The 20,426-nt window shown below is 68.0% G+C and carries 20 protein-coding genes; 14 read left to right on the top strand and 6 right to left on the bottom strand.

Annotated elements, in window-relative coordinates:
* Window positions 1-54: 54 nt before the first annotated feature.
* Together QTI05_RS21535 and QTI05_RS21530 are read left to right on the top strand one after the other, a co-directional pair.
* A complete protein-coding gene (locus QTI05_RS21535; RefSeq protein ID WP_286620819.1) occupies window positions 55-1,092 on the top strand; it encodes a helix-turn-helix domain-containing protein in 1,038 nt (345 codons plus the stop codon).
* 56 nt (window positions 1,093-1,148) lie between these two features.
* Window positions 1,149-1,568, top strand: coding sequence for an FKBP-type peptidyl-prolyl cis-trans isomerase (locus QTI05_RS21530; protein ID WP_286545079.1), 420 nt, complete (start codon window positions 1,149-1,151; stop codon window positions 1,566-1,568).
* A 12-nt stretch (window positions 1,569-1,580) separates the two neighbouring features.
* On the opposite strand, the gene QTI05_RS21525 is transcribed toward QTI05_RS21530, so the two are convergent.
* Window positions 1,581-2,150 (bottom strand): DUF1569 domain-containing protein, encoded by a 570-nt coding sequence (locus QTI05_RS21525; protein WP_286620818.1) that lies wholly within the window; start codon window positions 2,148-2,150, stop codon window positions 1,581-1,583.
* A gap of 145 nt (window positions 2,151-2,295) precedes the next feature.
* Here QTI05_RS21525 and ada point away from each other — a divergent pair, with 145 nt between their 5' ends.
* Genes ada through alkB form a run of 3 tightly spaced genes read left to right on the top strand, consistent with a single transcriptional unit; the run spans window position 2,296 to window position 4,717 of the window.
* Window positions 2,296-3,375, top strand: a complete 1,080-nt coding sequence (gene ada / locus QTI05_RS21520) for a bifunctional DNA-binding transcriptional regulator/O6-methylguanine-DNA methyltransferase Ada (protein WP_286620816.1) — start codon at window positions 2,296-2,298, stop codon at window positions 3,373-3,375.
* Window positions 3,372-4,070: a 2OG-Fe(II) oxygenase gene (locus tag QTI05_RS21515; protein WP_286620814.1), complete on the top strand. Its 699-nt coding sequence runs from the start codon at window positions 3,372-3,374 to the stop codon at window positions 4,068-4,070. The genes ada and QTI05_RS21515 overlap by 4 nt, the downstream gene beginning before the upstream one ends.
* Before the next feature lie 5 nt (window positions 4,071-4,075).
* Window positions 4,076-4,717, top strand: coding sequence for a DNA oxidative demethylase AlkB (gene alkB, locus QTI05_RS21510; protein WP_286621133.1), 642 nt, complete (start codon window positions 4,076-4,078; stop codon window positions 4,715-4,717).
* A gap of 9 nt (window positions 4,718-4,726) precedes the next feature.
* Here alkB and QTI05_RS21505 read toward each other — a convergent pair whose 3' ends face one another.
* The 3 genes from QTI05_RS21505 to QTI05_RS21495 form a co-directional block, all read right to left on the bottom strand.
* Window positions 4,727-4,927 carry a hypothetical protein gene (locus QTI05_RS21505; protein WP_286545073.1) on the bottom strand — a complete coding sequence of 67 codons (201 nt, stop codon included), beginning with the start codon at window positions 4,925-4,927 and terminating at the stop codon, window positions 4,727-4,729.
* A 65-nt stretch (window positions 4,928-4,992) separates the two neighbouring features.
* Complete coding sequence (locus tag QTI05_RS21500; RefSeq protein WP_286620813.1) at window positions 4,993-6,645, bottom strand: alpha/beta fold hydrolase; 1,653 nt, start codon at window positions 6,643-6,645, stop codon at window positions 4,993-4,995.
* 19 nt (window positions 6,646-6,664) lie between these two features.
* Window positions 6,665-7,237: a LuxR C-terminal-related transcriptional regulator gene (locus tag QTI05_RS21495; RefSeq protein ID WP_286620811.1), complete on the bottom strand. Its 573-nt coding sequence runs from the start codon at window positions 7,235-7,237 to the stop codon at window positions 6,665-6,667.
* Between the two features lie 83 nt (window positions 7,238-7,320).
* Between QTI05_RS21495 and QTI05_RS21490 the strand changes: the two genes are divergently transcribed.
* The 3 genes from QTI05_RS21490 to QTI05_RS21480 are packed head-to-tail and all read left to right on the top strand — an operon-like array spanning window position 7,321 to window position 10,146.
* Entirely contained in the window at window positions 7,321-8,133 is an 813-nt protein-coding gene (locus tag QTI05_RS21490) for a CoA transferase subunit A (protein ID WP_286621132.1), read from the top strand.
* 1 nt (window position 8,134) lies between these two features.
* Window positions 8,135-8,773, top strand: coding sequence for a 3-oxoacid CoA-transferase subunit B (locus tag QTI05_RS21485; protein WP_286620809.1), 639 nt, complete (start codon window positions 8,135-8,137; stop codon window positions 8,771-8,773).
* A complete protein-coding gene (locus QTI05_RS21480; protein WP_286620807.1) occupies window positions 8,773-10,146 on the top strand; it encodes a CoA transferase in 1,374 nt (457 codons plus the stop codon). The genes QTI05_RS21485 and QTI05_RS21480 overlap by 1 nt, the downstream gene beginning before the upstream one ends.
* Before the next feature lie 15 nt (window positions 10,147-10,161).
* Here QTI05_RS21480 and QTI05_RS21475 read toward each other — a convergent pair whose 3' ends face one another.
* The gene (locus tag QTI05_RS21475; protein ID WP_286545064.1) at window positions 10,162-11,058 is read right to left on the bottom strand and encodes a LysR family transcriptional regulator; all 897 of its coding nucleotides are present in this window, start codon (window positions 11,056-11,058) and stop codon (window positions 10,162-10,164) included.
* Between the two features lie 132 nt (window positions 11,059-11,190).
* Between QTI05_RS21475 and QTI05_RS21470 the strand changes: the two genes are divergently transcribed.
* From QTI05_RS21470 to mmsB, 4 genes are read left to right on the top strand one after another with little or no spacing between them, the layout of a single operon-like run.
* A complete protein-coding gene (locus QTI05_RS21470) occupies window positions 11,191-12,714 on the top strand; it encodes a CoA-acylating methylmalonate-semialdehyde dehydrogenase (RefSeq protein ID WP_286545062.1) in 1,524 nt (507 codons plus the stop codon).
* Between the two features lie 10 nt (window positions 12,715-12,724).
* Window positions 12,725-13,879, top strand: a complete 1,155-nt coding sequence (locus tag QTI05_RS21465) for an acyl-CoA dehydrogenase family protein (RefSeq protein ID WP_286620806.1) — start codon at window positions 12,725-12,727, stop codon at window positions 13,877-13,879.
* Window positions 13,876-14,991 (top strand): enoyl-CoA hydratase/isomerase family protein, encoded by a 1,116-nt coding sequence (locus tag QTI05_RS21460; protein ID WP_286620804.1) that lies wholly within the window; start codon window positions 13,876-13,878, stop codon window positions 14,989-14,991. The genes QTI05_RS21465 and QTI05_RS21460 overlap by 4 nt, the downstream gene beginning before the upstream one ends.
* A gap of 32 nt (window positions 14,992-15,023) precedes the next feature.
* Window positions 15,024-15,908 carry a 3-hydroxyisobutyrate dehydrogenase gene (gene mmsB, locus QTI05_RS21455; protein WP_286620802.1) on the top strand — a complete coding sequence of 295 codons (885 nt, stop codon included), beginning with the start codon at window positions 15,024-15,026 and terminating at the stop codon, window positions 15,906-15,908.
* A 286-nt stretch (window positions 15,909-16,194) separates the two neighbouring features.
* On the opposite strand, the gene QTI05_RS21450 is transcribed toward mmsB, so the two are convergent.
* Window positions 16,195-17,097: a LysR family transcriptional regulator gene (locus tag QTI05_RS21450; RefSeq protein WP_286620800.1), complete on the bottom strand. Its 903-nt coding sequence runs from the start codon at window positions 17,095-17,097 to the stop codon at window positions 16,195-16,197.
* A 111-nt stretch (window positions 17,098-17,208) separates the two neighbouring features.
* On the opposite strand from QTI05_RS21450, the gene QTI05_RS21445 reads away from it, so the two are divergent.
* Together QTI05_RS21445 and QTI05_RS21440 are read left to right on the top strand one after the other, a co-directional pair.
* On the top strand, window positions 17,209-18,045 hold the full coding sequence (locus QTI05_RS21445; RefSeq protein WP_286620799.1) for an SDR family oxidoreductase: 837 nt from the start codon (window positions 17,209-17,211) through the stop codon (window positions 18,043-18,045).
* 104 nt (window positions 18,046-18,149) lie between these two features.
* Entirely contained in the window at window positions 18,150-20,423 is a 2,274-nt protein-coding gene (locus QTI05_RS21440) for a C1 family peptidase (protein WP_286620798.1), read from the top strand.
* Window positions 20,424-20,426: the final 3 nt, after the last annotated feature.

Here is a 20,426-nt window from a genome sequence, read left to right as displayed (position 1 = left end):
GGCACTTGTCTTGCTTGTGCAATGGCTCCAACCCCTCGTTCACCGGAACTGGTCTTGCCCATCGAAGCATCCGCGCTCCTTCGCCATCCGCCGGTTCTGCCGGCGGGCGGGCAGCACCTGCGCTATGCCGAGCGCCAGAGTTGCGATGTCGACGAGCACGCGACCCACATCTCGGCCTGGCGCCAGGAGTACGACCAGCTTTCGTGCGGGCGCTTCGAGGGCGCGGTGCGCGAGCTCTGGATCGACGGGCCGCGGCTGCAGTTGTTCCATGAGCACACAGGTCAGCAAACCAGCCAGCAATGCCTGCCCTGGCGCGGGTCGGTCTGGTTCGGCGTGCCCGATGGCCACAGCCTGGCGCCGGTGCACTTCTCGGGGCGGCTGCAGCCGGCCGACCGCACGCGGCTCGTGATGTCGGCGCGCGCGGACGACGGCTTCGTGCTGCGCACGCCGCGCAACTTCGGCATCTATGGCGTGGTGGTCGACGAGGAGTGGCTGGGCCGGCGCATGGAGCAGCTCGGTTTACGCAGCCCGCCGATCGGGCAGGGCACGATGGTGCACGTGGCCGAACTCGCACCCCATCTGCATGTGGCGCTGTGCCAGACCATCGAGTCGCTGCTGGGGCTGGGCGCGAGCGGCGAAAGCGAGCACGGCTGGGGCCGCGCGGCGCTGCAGGCGCTGCTCGACCAGTTGCTGGGCCTGCTGGCCGGCGCGACGCAGGGCGACGTGCATGGCGCCCCGTTGCAGGCGAGCCGGCGCCGGCTCGCCGCCGTGATGGCAGCGCGCGCACTGGTCACGCATCCGCTCAACCACGCGATGACGGTGGAAGACCTGTGCCTGCAGCTGCACATCACGCCGCGCACCCTGCGCAACCATTTCCGCAGCGTGATGGGCGAGTCGCCGGTCGAGTTTCTGCGAGCGGTGCGGCTCAATGCCTGCCGGCGCAGGCTGCGGCGCCAGCAGACGGCTTGCACCGTGCAGGAAGTCGCCGCGCAATGGGGCTTCTTCCACATGGGCCGCTTCTCGCAGGAGTACAAGGCCATGTTCGGCGAACTGCCGTCGGAGACGCTGCGGCAGGCGCGGATCGCGCACTGAAGGGGCACTGCCGGCATGGCACTATTCGGTGGTTGTCCATTCACCGAAGGTCTCCCATGCGATTTTTCTTCTGCGCCGCGCTCGCTGCTTCTGTTTCCGTGTTGGCGCTGCCGACGGCCTGGGCCCAGGGCAAGCCCGTCACCACCGCCAGCGGCCTGGTCTATGAGTCGCTGAAAGAAGGCACGGGGGCGTCGCCGGCCGCCACCGACGTTGTCAAGGTGCACTACCGCGGCACCTTCCCCGACACTGGCAAGGAGTTCGACAGCTCCTACAAGCGCGGCGAGCCGACCGAGTTTCCGCTCAATGCCGTGATCCCCTGCTGGACCGAAGGCGTGCAGAAGATGAAGCCGGGCGGCAAGGCCAAGCTGACCTGCCCGCCGGCCATTGCCTACGGCGCACGCGGCGCCGGCGGCGTGATTCCGCCCAACGCCACGCTCAACTTCGAAGTCGAGCTGGTGTCGATCAAGGGCAAGTGAGCTCCTGACGCGTCAAGCCTGCCGCACCAGCTGCCAATGGTTGGCGAAGTGCATCAGGTGGGCGCGTTCAAAGTCCGGCTTCGACAGCGCGCCGTAGGCGAAGTGCGGCGCCAGCGGCCCGCTGTGCCGGTCGAAGCGCTGCAGGGCTTCGATGGCGTGCTCCACCGCCGGTAGCAGGGCCTGGCCGGCGGCGATCGCAGGCGCGCCGGGAATCGGCTCGTGCAGGTCGTGGTTCATCCGGCCGCGCGCCGAGAACACCGCGAACGCCGCTGGCCCGACCGTGGCGCGAAACCACGCGGGTTTCGGCGCCGGGAAACCGTCCATCGAGTACTCGATGCTCTGCGCCGCATGGTGCAGCACCTGGGCCATGTCCCAGCCCGAGGCGGTCTGCAGCGGCTGGGCGCGCAGCGCTTCGAGCGTGCGCAATGCGTTCGACAGCCCGGCGAACGATTCCGGGGCGATGGCGGGGCGGCTGGTGCCGACCCAGTAGCCGCCGGCGGCCACTGCAGCGGCAGCCAGGCTGCCTCCGATCAGCAGCGCGCGGCGTGAGCCGTGGGTGGGCGGGGTTGGAGATGAGTTCATGGGGCGAGAGAGATCGTGTTTCCAGCCTCCATTCTCGGATGAAGCGACCCGGCTGAATTCAAAAGCAAGCACCGGAGTGCCGATCCGGCGGTCGATCCCTAAAGTCAAACCCATCGATCCACACAAAGACCAAAGGATGGGCAAGATGAACATGATGAGCCACACAGAACTGCTGGCAGCCGCCACCGTCAGCGACCCGCGCTGGGCCGCCGTGGCGGCGCGCGACGCACGTTTCGACGGGCAGTTTTTCTATTCCGTGAAGACCACCGGCGTCTACTGCCGGCCCTCCTGCGGCGCACGCCCGGCGCGGCCGGAGAACGTGACCTTTCACGCAAGCGCTGCAGAAGCGGAGCGTGCGGGTTTCCGGCCCTGCAAGCGCTGCAAGCCCGACCAGGCACCGCTGGCCGAGCAGCAGGCCGCGCTGGTTGCCGGACTTTGCCGCTTCATCGAAACGGCGGAGCAGGCACCGACGCTCGACGCGCTGGCACAGCGCGCCGGCATGAGCACCTGGCACCTGCACCGCGTGTTCAAGGAGGTCACGGGCCTCACGCCCAGGGCCTATGGCGCGGCGCACCGTGCCCAGCGCGTGCGTGCTGCGCTCGGCCGTAGCGACACGGTGACCGATGCGATCTACGACGCGGGCTACAACTCCAACGGCCGCTTCTACGAAGAGTCCGACGGCGTGCTCGGCATGACGCCCACCGCGTTCCGCGCGGGCGGCGTCGACACCGACATCCGCTTTGCCATTGGCCAGTGCGCGCTCGGCGCGATCCTGGTGGCGCGCAGCGAACGTGGCGTGTGTGCGATCGCGCTGGGCGACGACCCCGATGCGCTCGCGCGTGAGTTGCAGGACCGCTTTCCGCAGGCGCGGCTGACCGGCGACGACCCGGCGTTCGACCGGCTCGTGGCGCAGGTGGTCGGATTCGTCGAAGCGCCCGCGCGCGGGCTGGACTTGCCGCTCGACGTGCGCGGCACCGCGTTTCAGCAGCGCGTATGGCAGGCGCTGCGCGCGGTGCCCTCCGGCGAAACGGTGAGCTATTCCGACATCGCCGCGCGCATCGGCGCACCGAACGCGCAGCGCGCCGTGGCGCAGGCCTGCGGCGCCAACCCGATCGCGGTGGTGATCCCGTGCCACCGCGTGGTGCGCAACGACGGCGCGCTGTCGGGCTACCGCTGGGGCGTGGAACGCAAGCGCGAACTGCTGCAGCGCGAGGCCGCGGCATGACGATGAAGGCGAACGTCGATTGGGACGATGTGGCCAACGCGCTCGACGCCGAGGGCCACGCCATCATCGAGCGCCTTCTGACGCCGGCCGAGTGCGAGGCACTGGCCGCACTCTATGCCGACGAGGCCCTGTTCCGCAGCCGTGTGGTGATGGCGCGGCATGGCTTCGGTCGCGGCGAGTACAAGTATTTGGCCTATCCGTTGCCGGCGCTGGTGGCAGGGTTGCGCGAGGCGTTGTATGCCGCGCTGGTGCCGACCGCCAACCGCTGGCAGCAGGCCATGGGCATCGAGGTGCGCTTTCCGCCCACGCATGCCGAGTTCATCGCGCGCTGCCATGCAGCAGGGCAACTGCGCCCGACGCCGCTGCTGCTGAAGTACGGCGAGGACGACTACAACTGCCTGCACCAGGACTTGTATGGCGAGCACGTGTTTCCGCTGCAGGTGGTGGTGCTGCTGTCGGAGCCGGGCCGCGACTTCACCGGCGGCGAGTTCGTCATGACCGAGCAACGTCCGCGCATGCAGTCGCGTCCGATGGTGCTGCCGCTGCGGCAGGGCGATGCGGCCGTCATTGCAGTGCACCACCGTCCGGTGCAGGGCACGCGCGGCACCTACCGCGTGAACCTGCGGCACGGCGTGAGCCGTGTGCGCTCGGGGCACCGGCAAACGGCCGGCGTCATCTTTCACGATGCGGCTTGAGCACGATGCGTGACCTGTTCGAAGCCGAGGAGGGCGCGCAGATGCCGCTGCAGCCGGGTGCCGTGCTGTTGCGCGGCTTTGCAACCGGTGCAGCGCCGCAGCTGCTGGGCGACCTGGACGCCGTGCTCGCGGTATCGCCGTGGCGTCACCTGGTCACGCCCGGCGGTTTCCGGATGTCCGTGGCCATGACCAACTGCGGTACGTTGGGCTGGCTGTCCGATCGACGCGGCTACCGCTATGACCCGATCGACCCCGACACCGGCCGGCCGTGGCCGGCGCTGCCGGCGTCCTTTCGCGAACTTGCAGCAACGGCTGCAGCGCAGGCAGGCTTCCAGGGTTTCGAGCCCGACGCCTGCCTGGTCAACCGCTATGACCCCGGCGCGCGCCTGTCGCTGCACCAGGATCGCGACGAGCGCGACTTCCGCCAGCCGATCGTGTCGGTGTCGCTGGGCCTGCCCGCGGTGTTCTTGTTCGGCGGCATCGAGCGCGCCGAAAAAGCGATGCGGGTGCCGCTGGCGCATGGCGACGTGGTCGTGTGGGGCGGCCCCGCACGGCTCAGCCATCACGGCATCCTGCCGCTCAAGGACGGCGAGCATCCGCTGACCGGACACTGCCGCGTCAACCTGACCTTTCGCAAGGCCGGCTGAACAACCGCCTCAATGCGGGGTGGCTTCGCGCTCTTTCATGCGCCGCAGCGCGCGCGTGCCGGCAGCCAGTGCGGCCTCGTAGGAGTCGGATTCCATGTCGGCGGATTCGAGCTCGCGTTTGAGCACGGCGCCGCGTTCGTCGGACTCCATCAAGGCCCAGAAAAACGAACCCGGTGCAGGTTCGCGCACGATGAGTTTGGTGTGTGTCATGCAAACCATATTGGTCCGACGCCGGGCGCATTTCTGTAGGTGATCACCCCATGCTGGCCATACGGTCATCGGCCCGTCGGCCGGGGTGCGGAAGAGGGCTCCCACGAGTCCGGCGTGGTTGCAATCAGTTGCTTCAGATCGGCCCAGGGTTTGGCGCCGGGCACACTGTCGGCGCCGGTGACCGCGGCCCGGGCGAACACCACCATGCGCTCCCGCAGGTGGCGCAGGTCCGGCTCCGGCCAGGTCTCGATCGAGTGCGGCCCGCGCGCCACCACGATCTCCTTCGGGCCGCGGATGCGGTCGTAGGCGGCAATGGTGCCTTCCACCGTTTCTGCGCGATCCCAGAGGCCTTTGCCGAAGAACGCCGCCGGCCACTTGTCCATGCCGGCGAGCGTCGCGGAGTTGGGATAGAACACGATGTGGTGGTCCGCCGCCATGCCGCCGAGGAACAGGTTGCGGTCGCCGAGGTCGGGCGACACGCCGATGTAGCCCGCACCGCTCGCGAACGACGACAGCAGAATCGCGCCCTTGATGTTCTTCAGCCCTTTCGCAGGCGTGCACGTGGCAGTCGGCATGTCGTAGCTGCACGAGGCCGAGAAGTTCTTCGTCATGGCCCAGGCAGTGGACATCGAGCCGCGCGAGTAGCCGCCGAGCACGATCGGGATCTGGTTCGCCTTCATGCCCGCCAGCAGCCGGCCGCCCGCGGCCGGGCCTTCGAGCAGTTGGCCGGTGGGCGTGAGCAGGCGCAGGCCGTTGCCGCTTTCGAGCTGCTCAAGCACGCGGAACACGTCTTCGCCTTGTTCCAGCGTGTTGGTGTCGCTGAAGCCGCCCGACAAGCCCTCGCCGCGCCGGTCGTAGGCCAGCACGTCGAAGCCGGCCTGGTTCAGCGCCTGCAGGTTCTCGCGGTACCAGCGCTGGCCCATGGTTTCGGTGGTTGCGTTCGGGAAGCGGATGCCGACGGTCTTGCCGGTGGCCGCATCGATGCGGTAGCTCTTCTCGTCCGGATGCTGGATGGCCGTGAGCTGCCCGCCGCCGCCCGGCGCGAACAGCACCAGTGCGCGCACCTTGCCGCCCTTGCCGTCGTCCACACCTGCGCCTTCGATGTACCAGCCGCGCAGCTTGATCAGGTCGCGCATGTTCAGGTCGATGCGTTCGAAGGCATCGCGCGGCGCGGTGAACTCGACGATCGAGGTGCGCGCATCGGCCTGCGCGATGGCCTCGTTGTAAGGCGCCTTGGCAAAGAAGGCCGGCCGCCGGATCTGCTTCAGGTCGACCAGGCCATCCGGGTCGATCTTGCCCGACGGGTCGACCACCCCGGTCGAGCGCGTCGCGCGCTCCTTGTTGGGCGGCAGCCAGCGCTGCATCTGCGCATCGATGCGCTTGAAGCAGGCTGCGTCGGCCTTGCAGGCGGCCCAGCGTGCCTTGAGCTTGGCGTCGGTGAACTCGTCGACGTAAAAGTCGCTGCCGGCGTAGCCAGCCGGCGCCTGGTTGGCGGTCTGCAGGAACGGCACGCACACGGTGCCACCGCCGCTCTTCGCCAGCAGGTAGCCTGGGATCTCGGCATCGCGGTCCGTGCCGACCCAGGCCGTGCAGTCGGTAGGCGGTGGTGCGGCGCGCGCCACGCGGGGCGGAGCGGTGCCGGGCAGCGAGCAGGCGGTGAGGGCGAGCGCCGCGAATGCAGCGGCCGTGCCGCGCAATGCGGCAGGGAAGTTCGGCATCGATGTCTCCTTGGTGCGGTCAACCGGTCAGCAGCTTCTGCACGAGTTCGGCCGTGGTGTTCGCACTGTACTTGCGCATGAGCTTGGCGCGGTGCAGTTCGACGGTGCGGTGGCTGATCGCGAGCGCGCGGCCGATCTGCTTGGAGGTGAGGCCCTGCATCACCTGCGCGGCAACTTCGCGCTCGCGCGGCGTGAGCTCGGCCTTGACCGAGCGGCGCGAACCCAGGTCTTCGAATGTCCAGATGCCGGCCTCGTGCGGCGCGGCGCGGTTCAGCGCGTGGCCCGTCACGTGGCACCAGAAGGTTTCGCCCGCGAAGGCACCGTGCAGGCCGCCGAGCCGCCTCATCATGCGGTTGTCCGCATAACGTCCGCTCGCGTTCAGAATCGGCTCCATCCGCTTGCCGATGCGTTCGAATTCGGCGACGCTCGGGTACAGCACGCGAAACGACTGGCCGACCAATGCATCGCGCGCCGCACCGAACATCTCGCACAGCCTTGCATTGCAGTCGACCATCGTGCGGTTGCGCGACAGCACCATGCCGACGGGTGCATGCTCGAAGGCCAGGCGGTAATCGATGTCGGGTGTGTCCATTACGAAATACTACGTATATGACTACGTAGTATCGTCTCTGTCTCTTTCCATCAACCATCACCGAGCGAGGATCACAAGCCATGGTGAACAAGATTTATCCCTCCGCCGACGCGGCACTGAAGGGTGTCGTGGCCGACGGCCAGACGCTTGCGGTCGGCGGCTTCGGCCTGTGCGGCATTCCCGAGGCGCTGATCGATGCGCTGCACGATTCGGGCGTCAAGAACCTCACCTGCATTTCGAACAACGCGGGCGTCGACGGCTTCGGCCTCGGCAAGCTGCTCGAAACGCGCCAGATCAAGAAGATGGTCGCGAGCTATGTCGGCGAGAACAAGGAGTTCGAGCGCCAGTACCTCGCAGGCGAACTCGAGCTCGAGTTCACGCCGCAGGGCACGCTGGCAGAAAAGCTGCGCGCCGGTGGCGCCGGCATTCCGGCCTTCTTCACGAAGACCGGTGTCGGCACGCAAGTGGCCGAAGGCAAGGAGCTGCGCGAGTTCGATGGCGAAACCTACGTGATGGAACGCTCGCTGGTGCCCGACGTGGCGCTGGTCAAGGCCGATGTGGCCGACAAGTCCGGCAACCTGCGCTTTCGCCTGACGGCGCGCAACTTCAACCCGGCCGCTGCAATGGCCGGCAAGGTTTGCATCGTCGAGGTCGAGAAGATCGTCGAAGTCGGCGAGCTGGCGCCCGATGACATCCACCTGCCCGGCATCTACGTGCACCGCATCGTGCTGAACGCCACCCCCGAAAAGCGCATCGAGAAGCGCACCGTGAGCGCGGCTGCGCCGGTGGATGCCGCCGCAGCGAAGGTCGAGGCGCAGGCCGTAATCGCGCAGGCTGCGGTCATCGACGAAGTGCCTGTTCCCAAAGTGCCCGCGGGCAAGAAAGAAGGAGTCTGAGATGCCCTGGACGCAAGACCAAATGGCCGCCCGCGCGGCGCAAGAGCTCGAAGACGGCTTCTACGTGAACCTCGGCATCGGCATCCCGACGCTGGTGGCCAACCACACCGGCGACAAGGAAGTGTGGCTGCAGAGCGAGAACGGCATGCTCGGCATCGGCCCGTTTCCGACCGAAGACATGGTCGACGCCGACCTGATCAACGCCGGCAAGCAAACCGTGACCACGTTGCCCGGCAGCGCGATCTTCGGCAGCCACGACAGCTTCGCCATGATCCGCGGCGGCAAGATCAACCTCAGCATCCTCGGTGCGATGCAGGTCAGCAGCAAGGGCGACCTGGCCAACTGGATGATCCCCGGCAAGATGGTCAAGGGCATGGGCGGCGCGATGGACCTCGTGGCGGGCGTCAAGCGCGTGATCATCCTGATGGAACACGTCGCCAAGAAGAAGGACGGCACCGAAGACATGAAGATCCTCGAGGCCTGTACCCTGCCGCTGACGGGCGTGGGCGTGGTCGACCGCATCATCACCGACCTGGCCGTGATGGACGTGACGCCGCAAGGGCTCAAGGTGATCGAGCTCGCCCCGGGCGTGAGCTTCGATGCGCTGCAGGCCAAGACAGGTGCAAAGCTGATCCAGTGATGGAAGCGCTGGCCGGGTTGTGGCAACGGGGTGGCATGCCCTCCGAGGCACTTGCCTTCGCACAACTCGCCGGCGCCGATCCTGTTTTTCCTTCGTCCTTCGCGGTCGGCACTGCCGCCCAAAGCACCATCGCCGCCGCGGCGCTGGCGGCCTGCGAACTGGGCCATGTGCGCGGCATGCCGCGCCAGCAGGTGGCGGTCGACATGCTGCACGCCGCCGTCGAATGCACCGGCTGGTTCAGCCTCGATGGCCGCGTGCCTGATCCGTGGGATGCGTTCTCGGGCCTGTACCGCTGCGCCGACGGCCATGTGCGCATCCATGCCAACTTTGCGCACCACCGCGAGGGTGCGTTGCGGCTGTTGGGGCTCGACGCCGCCACTGCGAAGCGCAGCGATGCCGAAGCCGCGTTGCTGAACTGGCGTGCGCTCGACTTCGAGGAAGCCGCGGCGCAACGCCAACTGGTGACCACCGCATTGCGCCGGTTCGACCAATGGGACGCCACGCCGCAGGGCCAGGCCATAGCCGCGCAGCCCTTGTTCACCATCGACCGCATCGGCGATGCACCGCCGCTGGCGCTGCCGCCGTTGCGCGAGGACGCGCGCCCGCTGACCGGCGTGCGCGTGCTCGATCTCACGCGCATCCTGGCCGGCCCGGTGGGCGGCAAGGCGCTCGCCGCCCATGGCGCCGATGTGATGCTGGTCAATTCACCGGTGTTGCCGAACATCGAGGCGATTGCCGATACCAGCCGCGGCAAGCTGTCGGCGCACGTCGACCTGAAGACCGACGCCGGGCGCGCGACGCTCCGGCACCTGGTCGGCGATGCGCACGTGTTCACCCAGGGCTACCGGCCGGGCGGCCTTTCCGAGCTGGGCTTCGGGCCCGCAGCGTTGGCACAGGCGCGGCCGGGCATCGTGTACGTCTCGCTCACCGCCTACGGCACGCAGGGCCCCTGGGCCACGCGCCGCGGCTTCGATTCACTGGTGCAGACCGCGATGGGTTTCAACCATGCCGAAGGCGAGGCAGCCGGCGATGCGGCCAAGCCGCGCCCGATGCCGATGCAGATCCTCGATGAAGCGACCGGCTACCTGATGGCCTTCGGCGCGGCAGCGGCGCTCTGCCGCCAGCAGCGCGAGGGCGGCAGCTGGCATGTGCAGGTGTCGCTGGCACAAACCGGCCAATGGCTGCGCGGGCTCGGGCGTGTGGCCGATGGGCTGACGCAGGCCCGCCCGCCGGTGGAGCCCTGGCTGGAGCCGTCCGACTCGGGCTTCGGGCGCCTGCTGGCCGTGCGCCACAGTGCGCTGCTCGCGCGCACGCCTGCTGGCTGGCCGCGGCCGTCGATGCCGCCCGGCAGCAGTGCGCCGGTCTGGCCCTGAGCGGGCAGGCCGCCCCTAGGCCTGGTCCCGGATCAGCACATCGCGTTGCGCTGCCGCCGTTTCCCGCAAGAACTCCCACACCGCCCGCATGCGCGCCAGGTGCTTGGTCTCGGCCGGCATCGACATCCAGAAGGTGCGCGTGAAATTGGCTTGCGTCGGCAGCAGTGGCTTCAATGACTTGTCGCGGTCGGCAATGAAGGCCGGCAGCACCGCGATGCCGGCCCCTGCTGCTGTTGCCTGGTACTGCGCCAGCACGCTGGTGCTGCGCAGCGCAAAGGCGTCGGGGCGGTACAGCTCGTCGAGGTACTGCAGCTCCTTGCTGAACAGCAGGTCGTCCACGTAGCTGATGAAGGTGTGGCCGCGCAGGTCTTCGCGCGTCCTGATGGCGCTGTGCTGCGCCAGGTATTGCTTCGACGCATAGAGGCGCAGCGTGTAGTCGGTGAGCTTGGTCACCACCACCGGGCCGCGCGCCGGGCGCTCCAGCGAGATCACGATGTCGGCCTCGCGGCGCGACAGGTGCACCAGCCGCGGCATCGCGAGCAGGTCGATCACGAGCTTGGGGTGCTGTCCCGCGAACAGCGCGAGCCGCGGTGCCAGCACGATGGTGCCGAAGCCCTCGGTCGCGCCGATGCGCACCAGGCCCGACAGGCCTTGCTCCGACGCAGGCGTGGTGCTTTCGACGGTGAGAGACGCCGCTTCCATCGCTTCGACCTGCGGCTGCAGGCGGCGGCCCGCCTCGGTCAGCCGGTGCCCGTCGGCTTCGCGCGAGAACAGCGGCGTGCCGACCTGCTTTTCGAGCGCCTGGATGCGCCGCGCGACCGTGGTGTGGTCGACCTCCAGCCGGCGCGCGGCGCTCTGCAGCGTGCCGGAGCGCGCGAGCTCGAGAAAGAAGCGCAGGTTGTCCCAATCCATGGTTTGCAATTATGCAGATTGACGGTGCGTATTTGTCTATTGCTAATGCAAATCTGCAAAGCTAGGATGCCCGGCTGCATTGCCATTTCGACATACGCGACATACGCGACCCACCCCCCAGGAGACAAATTCATGGACGCCACCACCACCCCCGCGACAACCGTCGCCACCGTCAAGCTGCTGATCGACGGCAAGTTCGTCGAATCCAAGACCACCGAATGGCGCGATGTCGTCAACCCGGCCACGCAGCAGGTGCTGGCCAGGGTGCCGTTCGCGACGCCGGCCGAAGTCGATGCGGCCGTGGCCTCGGGCAAGGAAGCCTTCAAGACCTGGCGCAAGACGCCGATCGGCGCGCGTGCGCGCATCTTCCTGAAGTACCAGCAACTGATCCGCGAGAACATGGCCGAGCTGGCCGCGATCCTCACGGCCGAGCAGGGCAAGACCCTGCCCGATGCCGAAGGCGACGTGTTCCGCGGGCTCGAAGTGGTGGAGCATGCATCGGCCATTGGCAACCTGCAGCTGGGCGAGCTGGCCAACAACGTGGCCAACGGAGTCGACACCTACACGCTGCTGCAGCCGCTCGGCGTGTGCGCCGGCATCACGCCATTCAACTTCCCCGCGATGATTCCGCTGTGGATGTTCCCGATGGCGATCGTCACCGGCAACACCTTCGTGCTGAAGCCGTCCGAGCAGGATCCGATGGTCACCATGCGCCTGTGCGAGCTCGCGCTCGAAGCCGGCATCCCGCCCGGCGTGCTCAACGTCGTCCACGGCGGCGAAGCCGTGGTCAATGCGATCTGCGACCACAAGGACATCAAGGCGATCAGCTTCGTGGGCTCGACCAAGGTCGGCACGCACGTCTACAACCGCGCCATCCCGACCGGCAAGCGCGTGCAATGCATGATGGGCGCGAAGAACCACGCCATCGTCATGCCCGATGCCAACAAGGAGCAGACCCTCAACGCATTGGCCGGCGCAAGCTTCGGTGCCGCGGGCCAGCGCTGCATGGCGGTGTCGGTTGCGGTGTTGGTGGGCGACGCGCAAAAGTGGGTGCCCGAACTGGTCGCCAAGGCGCAGACGCTGAAGATCGGCGCCGGCACCGAGAAGGGTGTGGACGTGGGGCCGCTGGTGTCGTGCGCCGCCTACGACCGCGTCAACAGCCTGATCGAACGCGGCGTGGCCGATGGCGCGACGCTCGCGCTCGACGGCCGCAAGCCGACCGTGCCCGGCTACGAGAAGGGCAACTTCATCGGCCCGACCGTGTTCGCCGACGTGAAGCCCGGCATGACGATCTACGACCAGGAAATCTTCGGCCCGGTGCTGTGCCTGTCGAATGCCGAAACCATCGACGAGGCGATCGAGATGATCAACGCCAACCCGAACGGCAACGGCACCGCGATCTTCACGCAGTCGGGTGCGGCGGCACGCCGCTTCCAGGAAGACATCGACGTCGGTCAGGTCGGCATCAACGTGCCGATCCCGGTGCCGGTACCGATGTTCTCGTTCACCGGTTCGCGCGCTTCCAAGCTCGGCGACCTTGGGCCCTACGGCAAGCAGGTGATCATGTTCTACACGCAGACCAAGACCATCACGGCGCGCTGGTTCGACGACAGCACGGTGTCGCACGGCGTCAACACCACCATCAGCCTCAAGTAACCTCGGCTGAATGGACTTCGAACTTTCTGAAGAGCAGCGCGCCTTTGCACAAACCGCCCGGGACTTCGCTTTAGCCGAGTTCGCGCCGCATGCAGCGCGCTGGGATGCCGAGGCGATCTTTCCGAGAGAGGCGATCGCCAAGGCCGGCGAACTGGGGTTCTGCGGCCTCTACGCGCCCGAAAGCATCGACGGCCTCGCGCTGCCGCGCCTCGATGCCACGCTGGTGTTCGAGGAGCTGGCGGCGGTCGACCCGTCGACCACCGCCTTCATCACGATCCACAACATGGCGACCTGGATGCTTGGCACCTGGGGCAGCGAAGCCGTGCGAGCGAAGTGGGGCGCAGAGCTGACGAGCGGGCGCAAGCTCGCCTCCTATTGCCTCACCGAACCGGGCGCAGGCTCCGACGCGGGCTCGCTCAAGACGCGGGCTGAACTGCAGGGTGGCGAGTACGTCATCAACGGCGGCAAGGCCTTCATCTCGGGCGCGGGTGCGACCGATGTGCTGGTGCTCATGGCGCGCACCGGCGGTGGCGGCGCGGGCGGCATCTCGGCACTCGCGGTGCCGGCCGATGCGCCGGGCGTGAGCTATGGCAAGAAGGAACACAAGATGGGCTGGAACAGCCAGCCCACGCGCACCGTCAACTTCGACAACGTGCACGTTCCGGCCGACCACCTGCTCGGCAGCGAAGGCGAGGGCTTCCGCATCGCGATGAAGGGGCTCGACGGCGGCCGAATCAACATCGCGACCTGCTCGGTCGGCGCGGCGCAGGGCGCGCTCGATGCCGCGCGTCGTTACCTGCACGAGCGCCAGCAGTTCGGCAAGCCGCTCGCGAGCAACCAGGCGCTGCAGTTCAAGCTGGCCGACATGGCGACCGAACTCGTGGCGGCGCGCCAGATGGTGCGGCTGGCGGCGAGCAAGCTCGACGCCGGCCATGCCGATGCGAGCACCTATTGCGCGATGGCCAAGCGTTTTGCCACCGACGCCGGCTTCACCGTCTGTAACGACGCGCTGCAACTGCACGGCGGCTATGGCTACCTGAGCGAATTCCCGCTGGAGCGGCTGGTGCGCGACACGCGCGTGCACCAGATCCTCGAAGGCACCAATGAAATCATGCGTGTGATCGTTGCGCGCAAGCTGCTAGAAGGCGAGAGTGACATTCGATGAGCGATGACGTGGTTGTGTTTTCCGAGATCAAGACGGCGGGCGGCCAGCGCTTCGGCGTCGCGACGCTCAATGTGCCGGCTTCTCTCAACTCGCTGTCGGTGGCGATGGTGCGGCTGCTCACGCCGAAGCTGCGCGAATGGGCTGCCGATGCGGGCATCGTCGGCGTGCTGTTGCACGCGGCCGGCGACAAGGCTTTCTGCGCGGGCGGCGATCTGCGCCAGCTCTACCGGACGCTGCTCGATTGCGGCCCCGAACGCAACGAGTACGCCGAGCGCTTCTTCGGCGAAGAGTACGAGCTGGACCACCTGATCCACACCTTTCCGAAACCGTTCCTTTGCTGGGGCCACGGCATCGTGATGGGCGGTGGAATCGGTTTGATGGCCGGCGCTTCGCACCGCGTGGTGACGGGGCAGAGCCGACTCGCCATGCCCGAGATCAACATCGGCCTGTACCCCGACGTGGGCGGTAGTTGGTTCCTGCGCCGCATGCCAGGCCGCGTCGGCCTGTTCCTCGCGCTCACCGCCGCCAACTTCAACGCGGCCGATGCGATCTTCTGCGGCCTGGCCGACGTTCTGGTGCCGCAGGAGCGCAAGGCGCAGGTGCTCGACGCGATCGGCGCCGCGACGTGGACGGGCGAGGCCAAGGCCGACCGCGCGGCGCTGTCGCGCATCCTCGCGCAGGCGGGCGAGGGCGCCCCGGCACCGGCATCGAAGGTGCGTGAGCATTTCGATGCGATCAATGCGCTGATGGCCGGCGACGACCTGCTTGACATCGCAAACCGCCTGCGCACGCTGCAAAGCGACGACGCCTGGCTGCAGACGGCTGCCAAGACCTTCGTGAAGGGCGCCCCGAGCTCGGCAGCCTTGAGCTTCGAGCTCTGGCAGCGCGTGCACCGCATGTCGCTGGCCGAAGTGTTTCGCCTGGAGTACTGGGCCTCGCTCGGCTTCTGCGCCCACAAGGACTTCGCCGAAGGCATCCGCGCGGTGCTGGTCGACAAGGATCGCAACCCGAAGTGGAGCCCGGCCACGATCGAGGAGATCACGCCGGCCTTCATCGAAGACCACCTGCGCCCTCGCGGCGCGATGGCGCCCGAACTCGTATCGCTGGTCTGAACAACATCCAAGACAACGGAGACAAACACATCATGAAGATCGCATTCATCGGCCTCGGCAACATGGGCGGCCCGATGGCCCTGAACCTGCTCAAGGCCGGCCATACGCTCAGCGCGTTCGACCTCTCGGCCGAGGCCTGCAAGAAGTTCGCGGCCGAAGGCCTGCCGATCGCAGCTTCCGCCGCTGCCACCGTGGCGGGCGCCGAGGTCGTGATCAGCATGCTGCCGGCCAGCGCGCATGTCGAAGGGCTCTACCTCGGTAGCGATGGCTTGCTTGAGAAGATCACGCCCGGCACGCTGGTGATCGACAGCAGCACCATTGCCGCCGCGACCTCGCGCAAGGTGGCGGAGGCGGCTGCCAAGCGCGGCATTGCCGCGATCGATGCGCCCGTCTCGGGCGGTACCGGTGGCGCCGTCGCCGGCACGCTGACCTTCATGGTCGGCGGCAGCGAGGCGGATCTGGCGCGCGCCCGTCCGGTGCTCGAAAAGATGGGCGCCAACATCTTTCACGCGGGCGCGGCCGGTGCCGGCCAGACGGCCAAGATCTGCAACAACATGCTGCTCGGCATCCTGATGATCGGCACTTCCGAAGCGCTCGCGCTTGGCGTGGCCAACGGGCTCGATGCGAAGGTGTTGTCCGAGATCATGCGGCGCAGTTCGGGCGGCAATTGGGCGCTCGAGAAGTACAACCCGATGCCAGGCGTGATGGAGACCTCGCCCGCGTCGAAGAACTACGCCGGCGGCTTTGGCACTGATCTGATGCTGAAGGATCTTGGGCTTGCGCAGGAGAACGCCGCGGCCGTGCGCGCGTCGACGCCGTTAGGTGGCATGGCGCGCAATCTGTATGCGGCGCACAGCCTTGCGGGGCATGGCGGGCTGGACTTCTCCAGTGTGTTGAAGCTGTTTCAGAAGCCTTGAAGCCTTGAAGCCCTGAAGCCTTGAAGCGGTGGGTAGGCCGCTGGCGGCGGGTGGCCCCTTCCGCGAATGTCCCCCGGCCTGCGGCCTCCTCCTTTATTTCGCTGCAGGGGCCACCCACCGCCATCGGCCAGGGCACGCTCTGAATGTTCAGCGCGAACAGTCACGCCGCGTCCAGGATCAGGGCGGTGGGGCACGCTGCGCAGCGAAATAAAGGAGGAGGGCGAAGCCCGGGGGACATTCGCGGAGCAGCGTGCCCCGCCGCCCTGATCCCGCCAGAGCGCAACTCCTAAGCCGTCGCACCCGGCAGCGTGAGCAGATAGTTCTGCAGCGCCGCGATCACGTGGCGCACCTTGGCCGGCTGCGCATCACGCTGCGGCGTTACGGCCCACAGCGGCATCGGCGGCACGTGCCATTCGGGCAGCACCCGCACCAGGCGCCCGGCCCGCAGATCGTCTTCCGCATCCGTGCTCACGGCAAAGGCCAGCCCGAGGCCCGATGCACACATCTGCTGCAGCGAAATCTGGCTGTTGCTCGTGATGCGCGGTGCGATCTCCACGGATTCGCGCACGCCGTCGGGGCCGGTCATCTGCAATGGCAAGGCCCTGCCGCCACGTGACGGAGTGAGCCACTCGTGCTCGGGCAGATCGCGCGGCGACCGCGGCGCGCCGGCACGCACCAGATAGGCCGGTGCGGCGCACAGCAGGTAATCGATGTTGCACAGTCGGCGCGCACTCCAGCTGGAGTCGGCCAGCTGGCCGGCGCGGATCGCCAGGTCGATGCGCGCGTCGATCAGGTCGATCATCTGGTCGTCGATCTCCAGATGCAGCTTGAGGGCCGCATGGTCGGCGAGCAGCGGCGCCAGCGCCGGCGCGACACAGCGCGCAAAGCCCACCGGCGCCGACATGCGCAGCTCGCCCTCAGGCGCATCGCGCGCCAGCATCAGTTGCTGACGGGCCCGTGCCGCCGACGCGACCAGGGCCTCGCAATGGTCGGCCAGGTTGCGGCCCGACTCGGTCAGCGTGAGCTTGCGCGAGGAGCGGTGTAGCAGAGTCACGCCGTGGCGCTGCTCGAGCGCGCGCAGTTGCTGGCTCACCGCCGAAGTGCTGATGCCGAGATGCCGTGCCGCCGCGCTCAGCGAACCGGTGCGCACGACCTCGGCAAACAGGGCAAAGCGTTTCAGGTCGTCCATGGTGAAGTGCAGCTTAACAAAGCTTTCGCGATCTGCAGACTTACAAGAGGGATGCGTTCTTCGTATCGTTGCGACCTCGTTCAGTCCTGCTTCAATCCTGAAAGGTTTGTCATGAAGAAAATTCTCGTGTTGGGTGCCACCGGCACCGCCGGCATTCCACTGGTGGCCGATCTGGTGGCGCGCGGCGAAAGCGTCAAGGCAGCCTCGCGCGGCGCGCGCGAATTCGAAGGGGCCGAGGCGGTGCGGTTCGACTACACCGATCCGGCCACTTTCGCGCCGGCCTTCGAGGGCGTGAACCGCATCTACATGGTGATGCCCTCCGACAGCCTCGAGGTCGAGGCCTACCTGCTGCCGGTCATCGCCTTCGCGGCGGCGCGTGGCGTCAAGGTGGTGATGCAGTCGGTCATGGGGGTGGCGGCCGACGAGCACAACCCTTATCGCAAGGTCGAGCGCGCGCTCGAAGCCTCGGGCACGCCCTGGGTGATCCTGGGGCCCAACTGGTTCTCGGACAACTTCCACATGCTCTGGGGGGCGGCGGTCGCGCAGGGCGAACTTGCCCTGCCGGCAGGCGAGGGCGCGTCGAGCTTCATCGATGCGCGCGACATCGCCGCCAGCGCTGCGGCCGCGTTGACCACCGATCGCTTCGACGGCCAGGCCTTCACACTGACCGGGCCACAGGCGCTCGGCTACCGCGAGGCGGCCGCAGTCTTGTCGCGCGCGGCAGGGCGGCCCATCCGCTACACGCCGATCAGCGACGACGCGTTCGTCGCGATGCTGCAGGGTGTCGGGCTGCCCGAGGTCTACGGGCGCATGCTGGCGGGACTGTTCTCGGCGGTGCGGGAAGGGGCCACTGCGCCGGTGAGCGACGGCGTCGAGGTGCTGACCGGCCGGCCGCCGCGCTCGCTCGAGCGTTACGCGTCGGATCACGCCAGCGCGCTGGCCGGCTGATTGCCCGGCGCCGGCCTGTCTCCTATGGCGTCCGTCGTATAGGCACGGCGGCACCGTGCCGCCATCATGGCGGCCCGCCGCCGCTTGGCGTGGGAGGAGGAAAGATGGCCACATCGAATCGATCCCGTTCCGGGCCACGCGCCCGCACTGCCAAGGCACCCGCAGCGGCCGGCACATCCGCAACCGTGGTGGCCTCCAACGTTCCGGCCGTGCCCGGCCGTCTGCTCGATGCGCGGCCCGACCGGCTTGACTTTCGCGACCTGCCGTATCGCCCACCCCTGCGTTCGCTGCCGGCCTGCTTCCCCGCACAAGCCGATGTGACGCGGTTCATTTCGAGCTATGTCCAGGAGGGGCTGGTGCTGGACCAGGGCCGGGAAGGCGCCTGCACCGGCTTTGGCCTGGCCTGTGTCGCCAACTACCTGTTGTGGGTCGGGCACCACGCCAGCGGGAGCAAAAAACCCTTCCTGCCCGTGAGCCCGCGCATGTTCTATGAGCTGGCCAAGCGCTATGACGAATGGCCGGGCGACGACTACGAAGGCTCTAGCTGCCGTGGCGCGCTCAAGGGCTGGCACAAGCACGGGGTGTGCAGCGCAGAGAACTGGCCGTATTCCGGAGCCGGTTTCGTGCGTCCGCTGGCCGGCTGGGATGTCGATGCGGCGCGGCGGCCGCTGGGCGTTTACTACCGGGTCGCCAGTGCATCGGTGGTGGATCTGCAGGCCGCCATCGTCAACATCGGTGCAGTCTATGTCTCGGCCGGCGTGCACGATGGGTGGACCACGCTGGCGCGGAGCCGCGCAACGGCGCCGCCCACGAAGCACGACGATCTGCCCGGGATTCCTGCGCCGGCCGATCCGCGCAAGCTCGGCGGGCACGCCTTTGCGCTGGTCGGCTACAACGAGCGCGGCTTCGTGGTCCAGAACTCGTGGGGCGGGCGCTGGGGCGCAGCGGGATTCGCGGTGCTGCCCTACGAAGACTGGGTGGCGCACGGCACCGATGCCTGGGCCTGCGCGCTCGGCGTGCCGCTGGCGTTGACGCGCGACAAGGGACGGCGGCTGCGTCCCCTGCATGCCTCGGCCTTTCGCGTGGCTTCGGGCCAGTCGCTCAATGCGCTCGACCGGTTCACGCGCGCGCCGAATAATCCGGCCGACGATCCCTGGCCGGTGGATCACAGCTTCCTGCAGCCGGCCTACGAGCCGCTGACCACGGCGCAGGCCTACGAGCTCACATTGGTCACCGGCAATGATGGCGAACTGGTGCCGACCGACTTCACGCGTGCCGCCAGCGACCGCGATGGCCTTGCGCAGGAGATCGTGTGCGAGCGGCCGCTGGCCTGGCTGGCCGGGCAGCAACCGGCGATGCGCAAACTCAAGCTGGCGGTCTATGCCCACGGCGGCCTCAATAACGAAGAGGAGTCGATCCGCCGCATCCGCGTGCTGGCGCCGTACTTTCTGGCCAACGGCGTCTATCCGCTGTTTCTGACATGGAAGACCGGTGCCGGCGAAACCCTGGCCGGCATGGCGCAGGACTGGATGCGCAAGCTCTTCGGCGTCGAGGCCGAGCGCGCCGCGGGCCTGCTCGATGCACTCGGCGATGCCAAGGATCGCGCCATCGAGGCCCTGGCCTTCGTGCTCGGCAAGGGCGTCTGGAGCCAGATGCGGGACAACGCGGCCGCCAGCGCATCGGCCGGCCACGGCCTCGACTTGCTGTCGCGCCAACTGGCGGCGCTGGCCACGCGACTGCAGGCACAGGGCAGTGCGCTGGAACTGCACCTGGTCGGCCACTCGGCCGGCGCGATCCTGCTCGGCCACCTGCTGGACCGCATGGTCGCGCTCAATGCGCAGGCCGGTGCTGCCGCAGCGCTGCAGGCCGCAAGCTGCACGCTGTTTGCGCCCGCCTGCTCGTCGCAGTTCGCGGTCGGGCACTACCTGCCGGCCGCGCTGGCCGGTGCACTCGATCTGCGGCAGTTGCGCCTGCACGTGCTGTCGGACGCCAACGAAAAGAAGGACGGCCTGCCGACGCCGCGCGTGCCGGCGTATGGCAAGTCCCTGCTGTACCTGGTGTCCCGCGCGCTCGACGATCTGCGCAAGCAGCCCCTGCTGGGCATGGAGCGCGCGTTGAATCCGGCCTACGCGAACGACGACGAGCAATGGGATGTGGGCGCGCTGCCTTTCGTGCAGCAATGGCTTGCCACCTGGCCGGGCGCGGCGCAGGGGCTGCTCGATGTTCTGCAGCCGCCGCGTGTGCGCAATACGCGCGAGGGCAACCAGGTGCAGGCCACGCATGGCTCCTTCGACAACAACATCGACGTGCTCACGGCACTGCTGGAGCGCCTGGCGGGCGGCGCGCTGATCGGCCCCATGGAGTGGCTGGACTACTGACCT

Origin of the sequence: Variovorax fucosicus (assembly GCF_030316825.1) — a bacterium.
Taxonomy (GTDB): Bacteria; Pseudomonadota; Gammaproteobacteria; order Burkholderiales; family Burkholderiaceae_C; genus Variovorax; species Variovorax fucosicus.
This window is presented reverse-complemented; position numbering and strand designations above follow the sequence as displayed.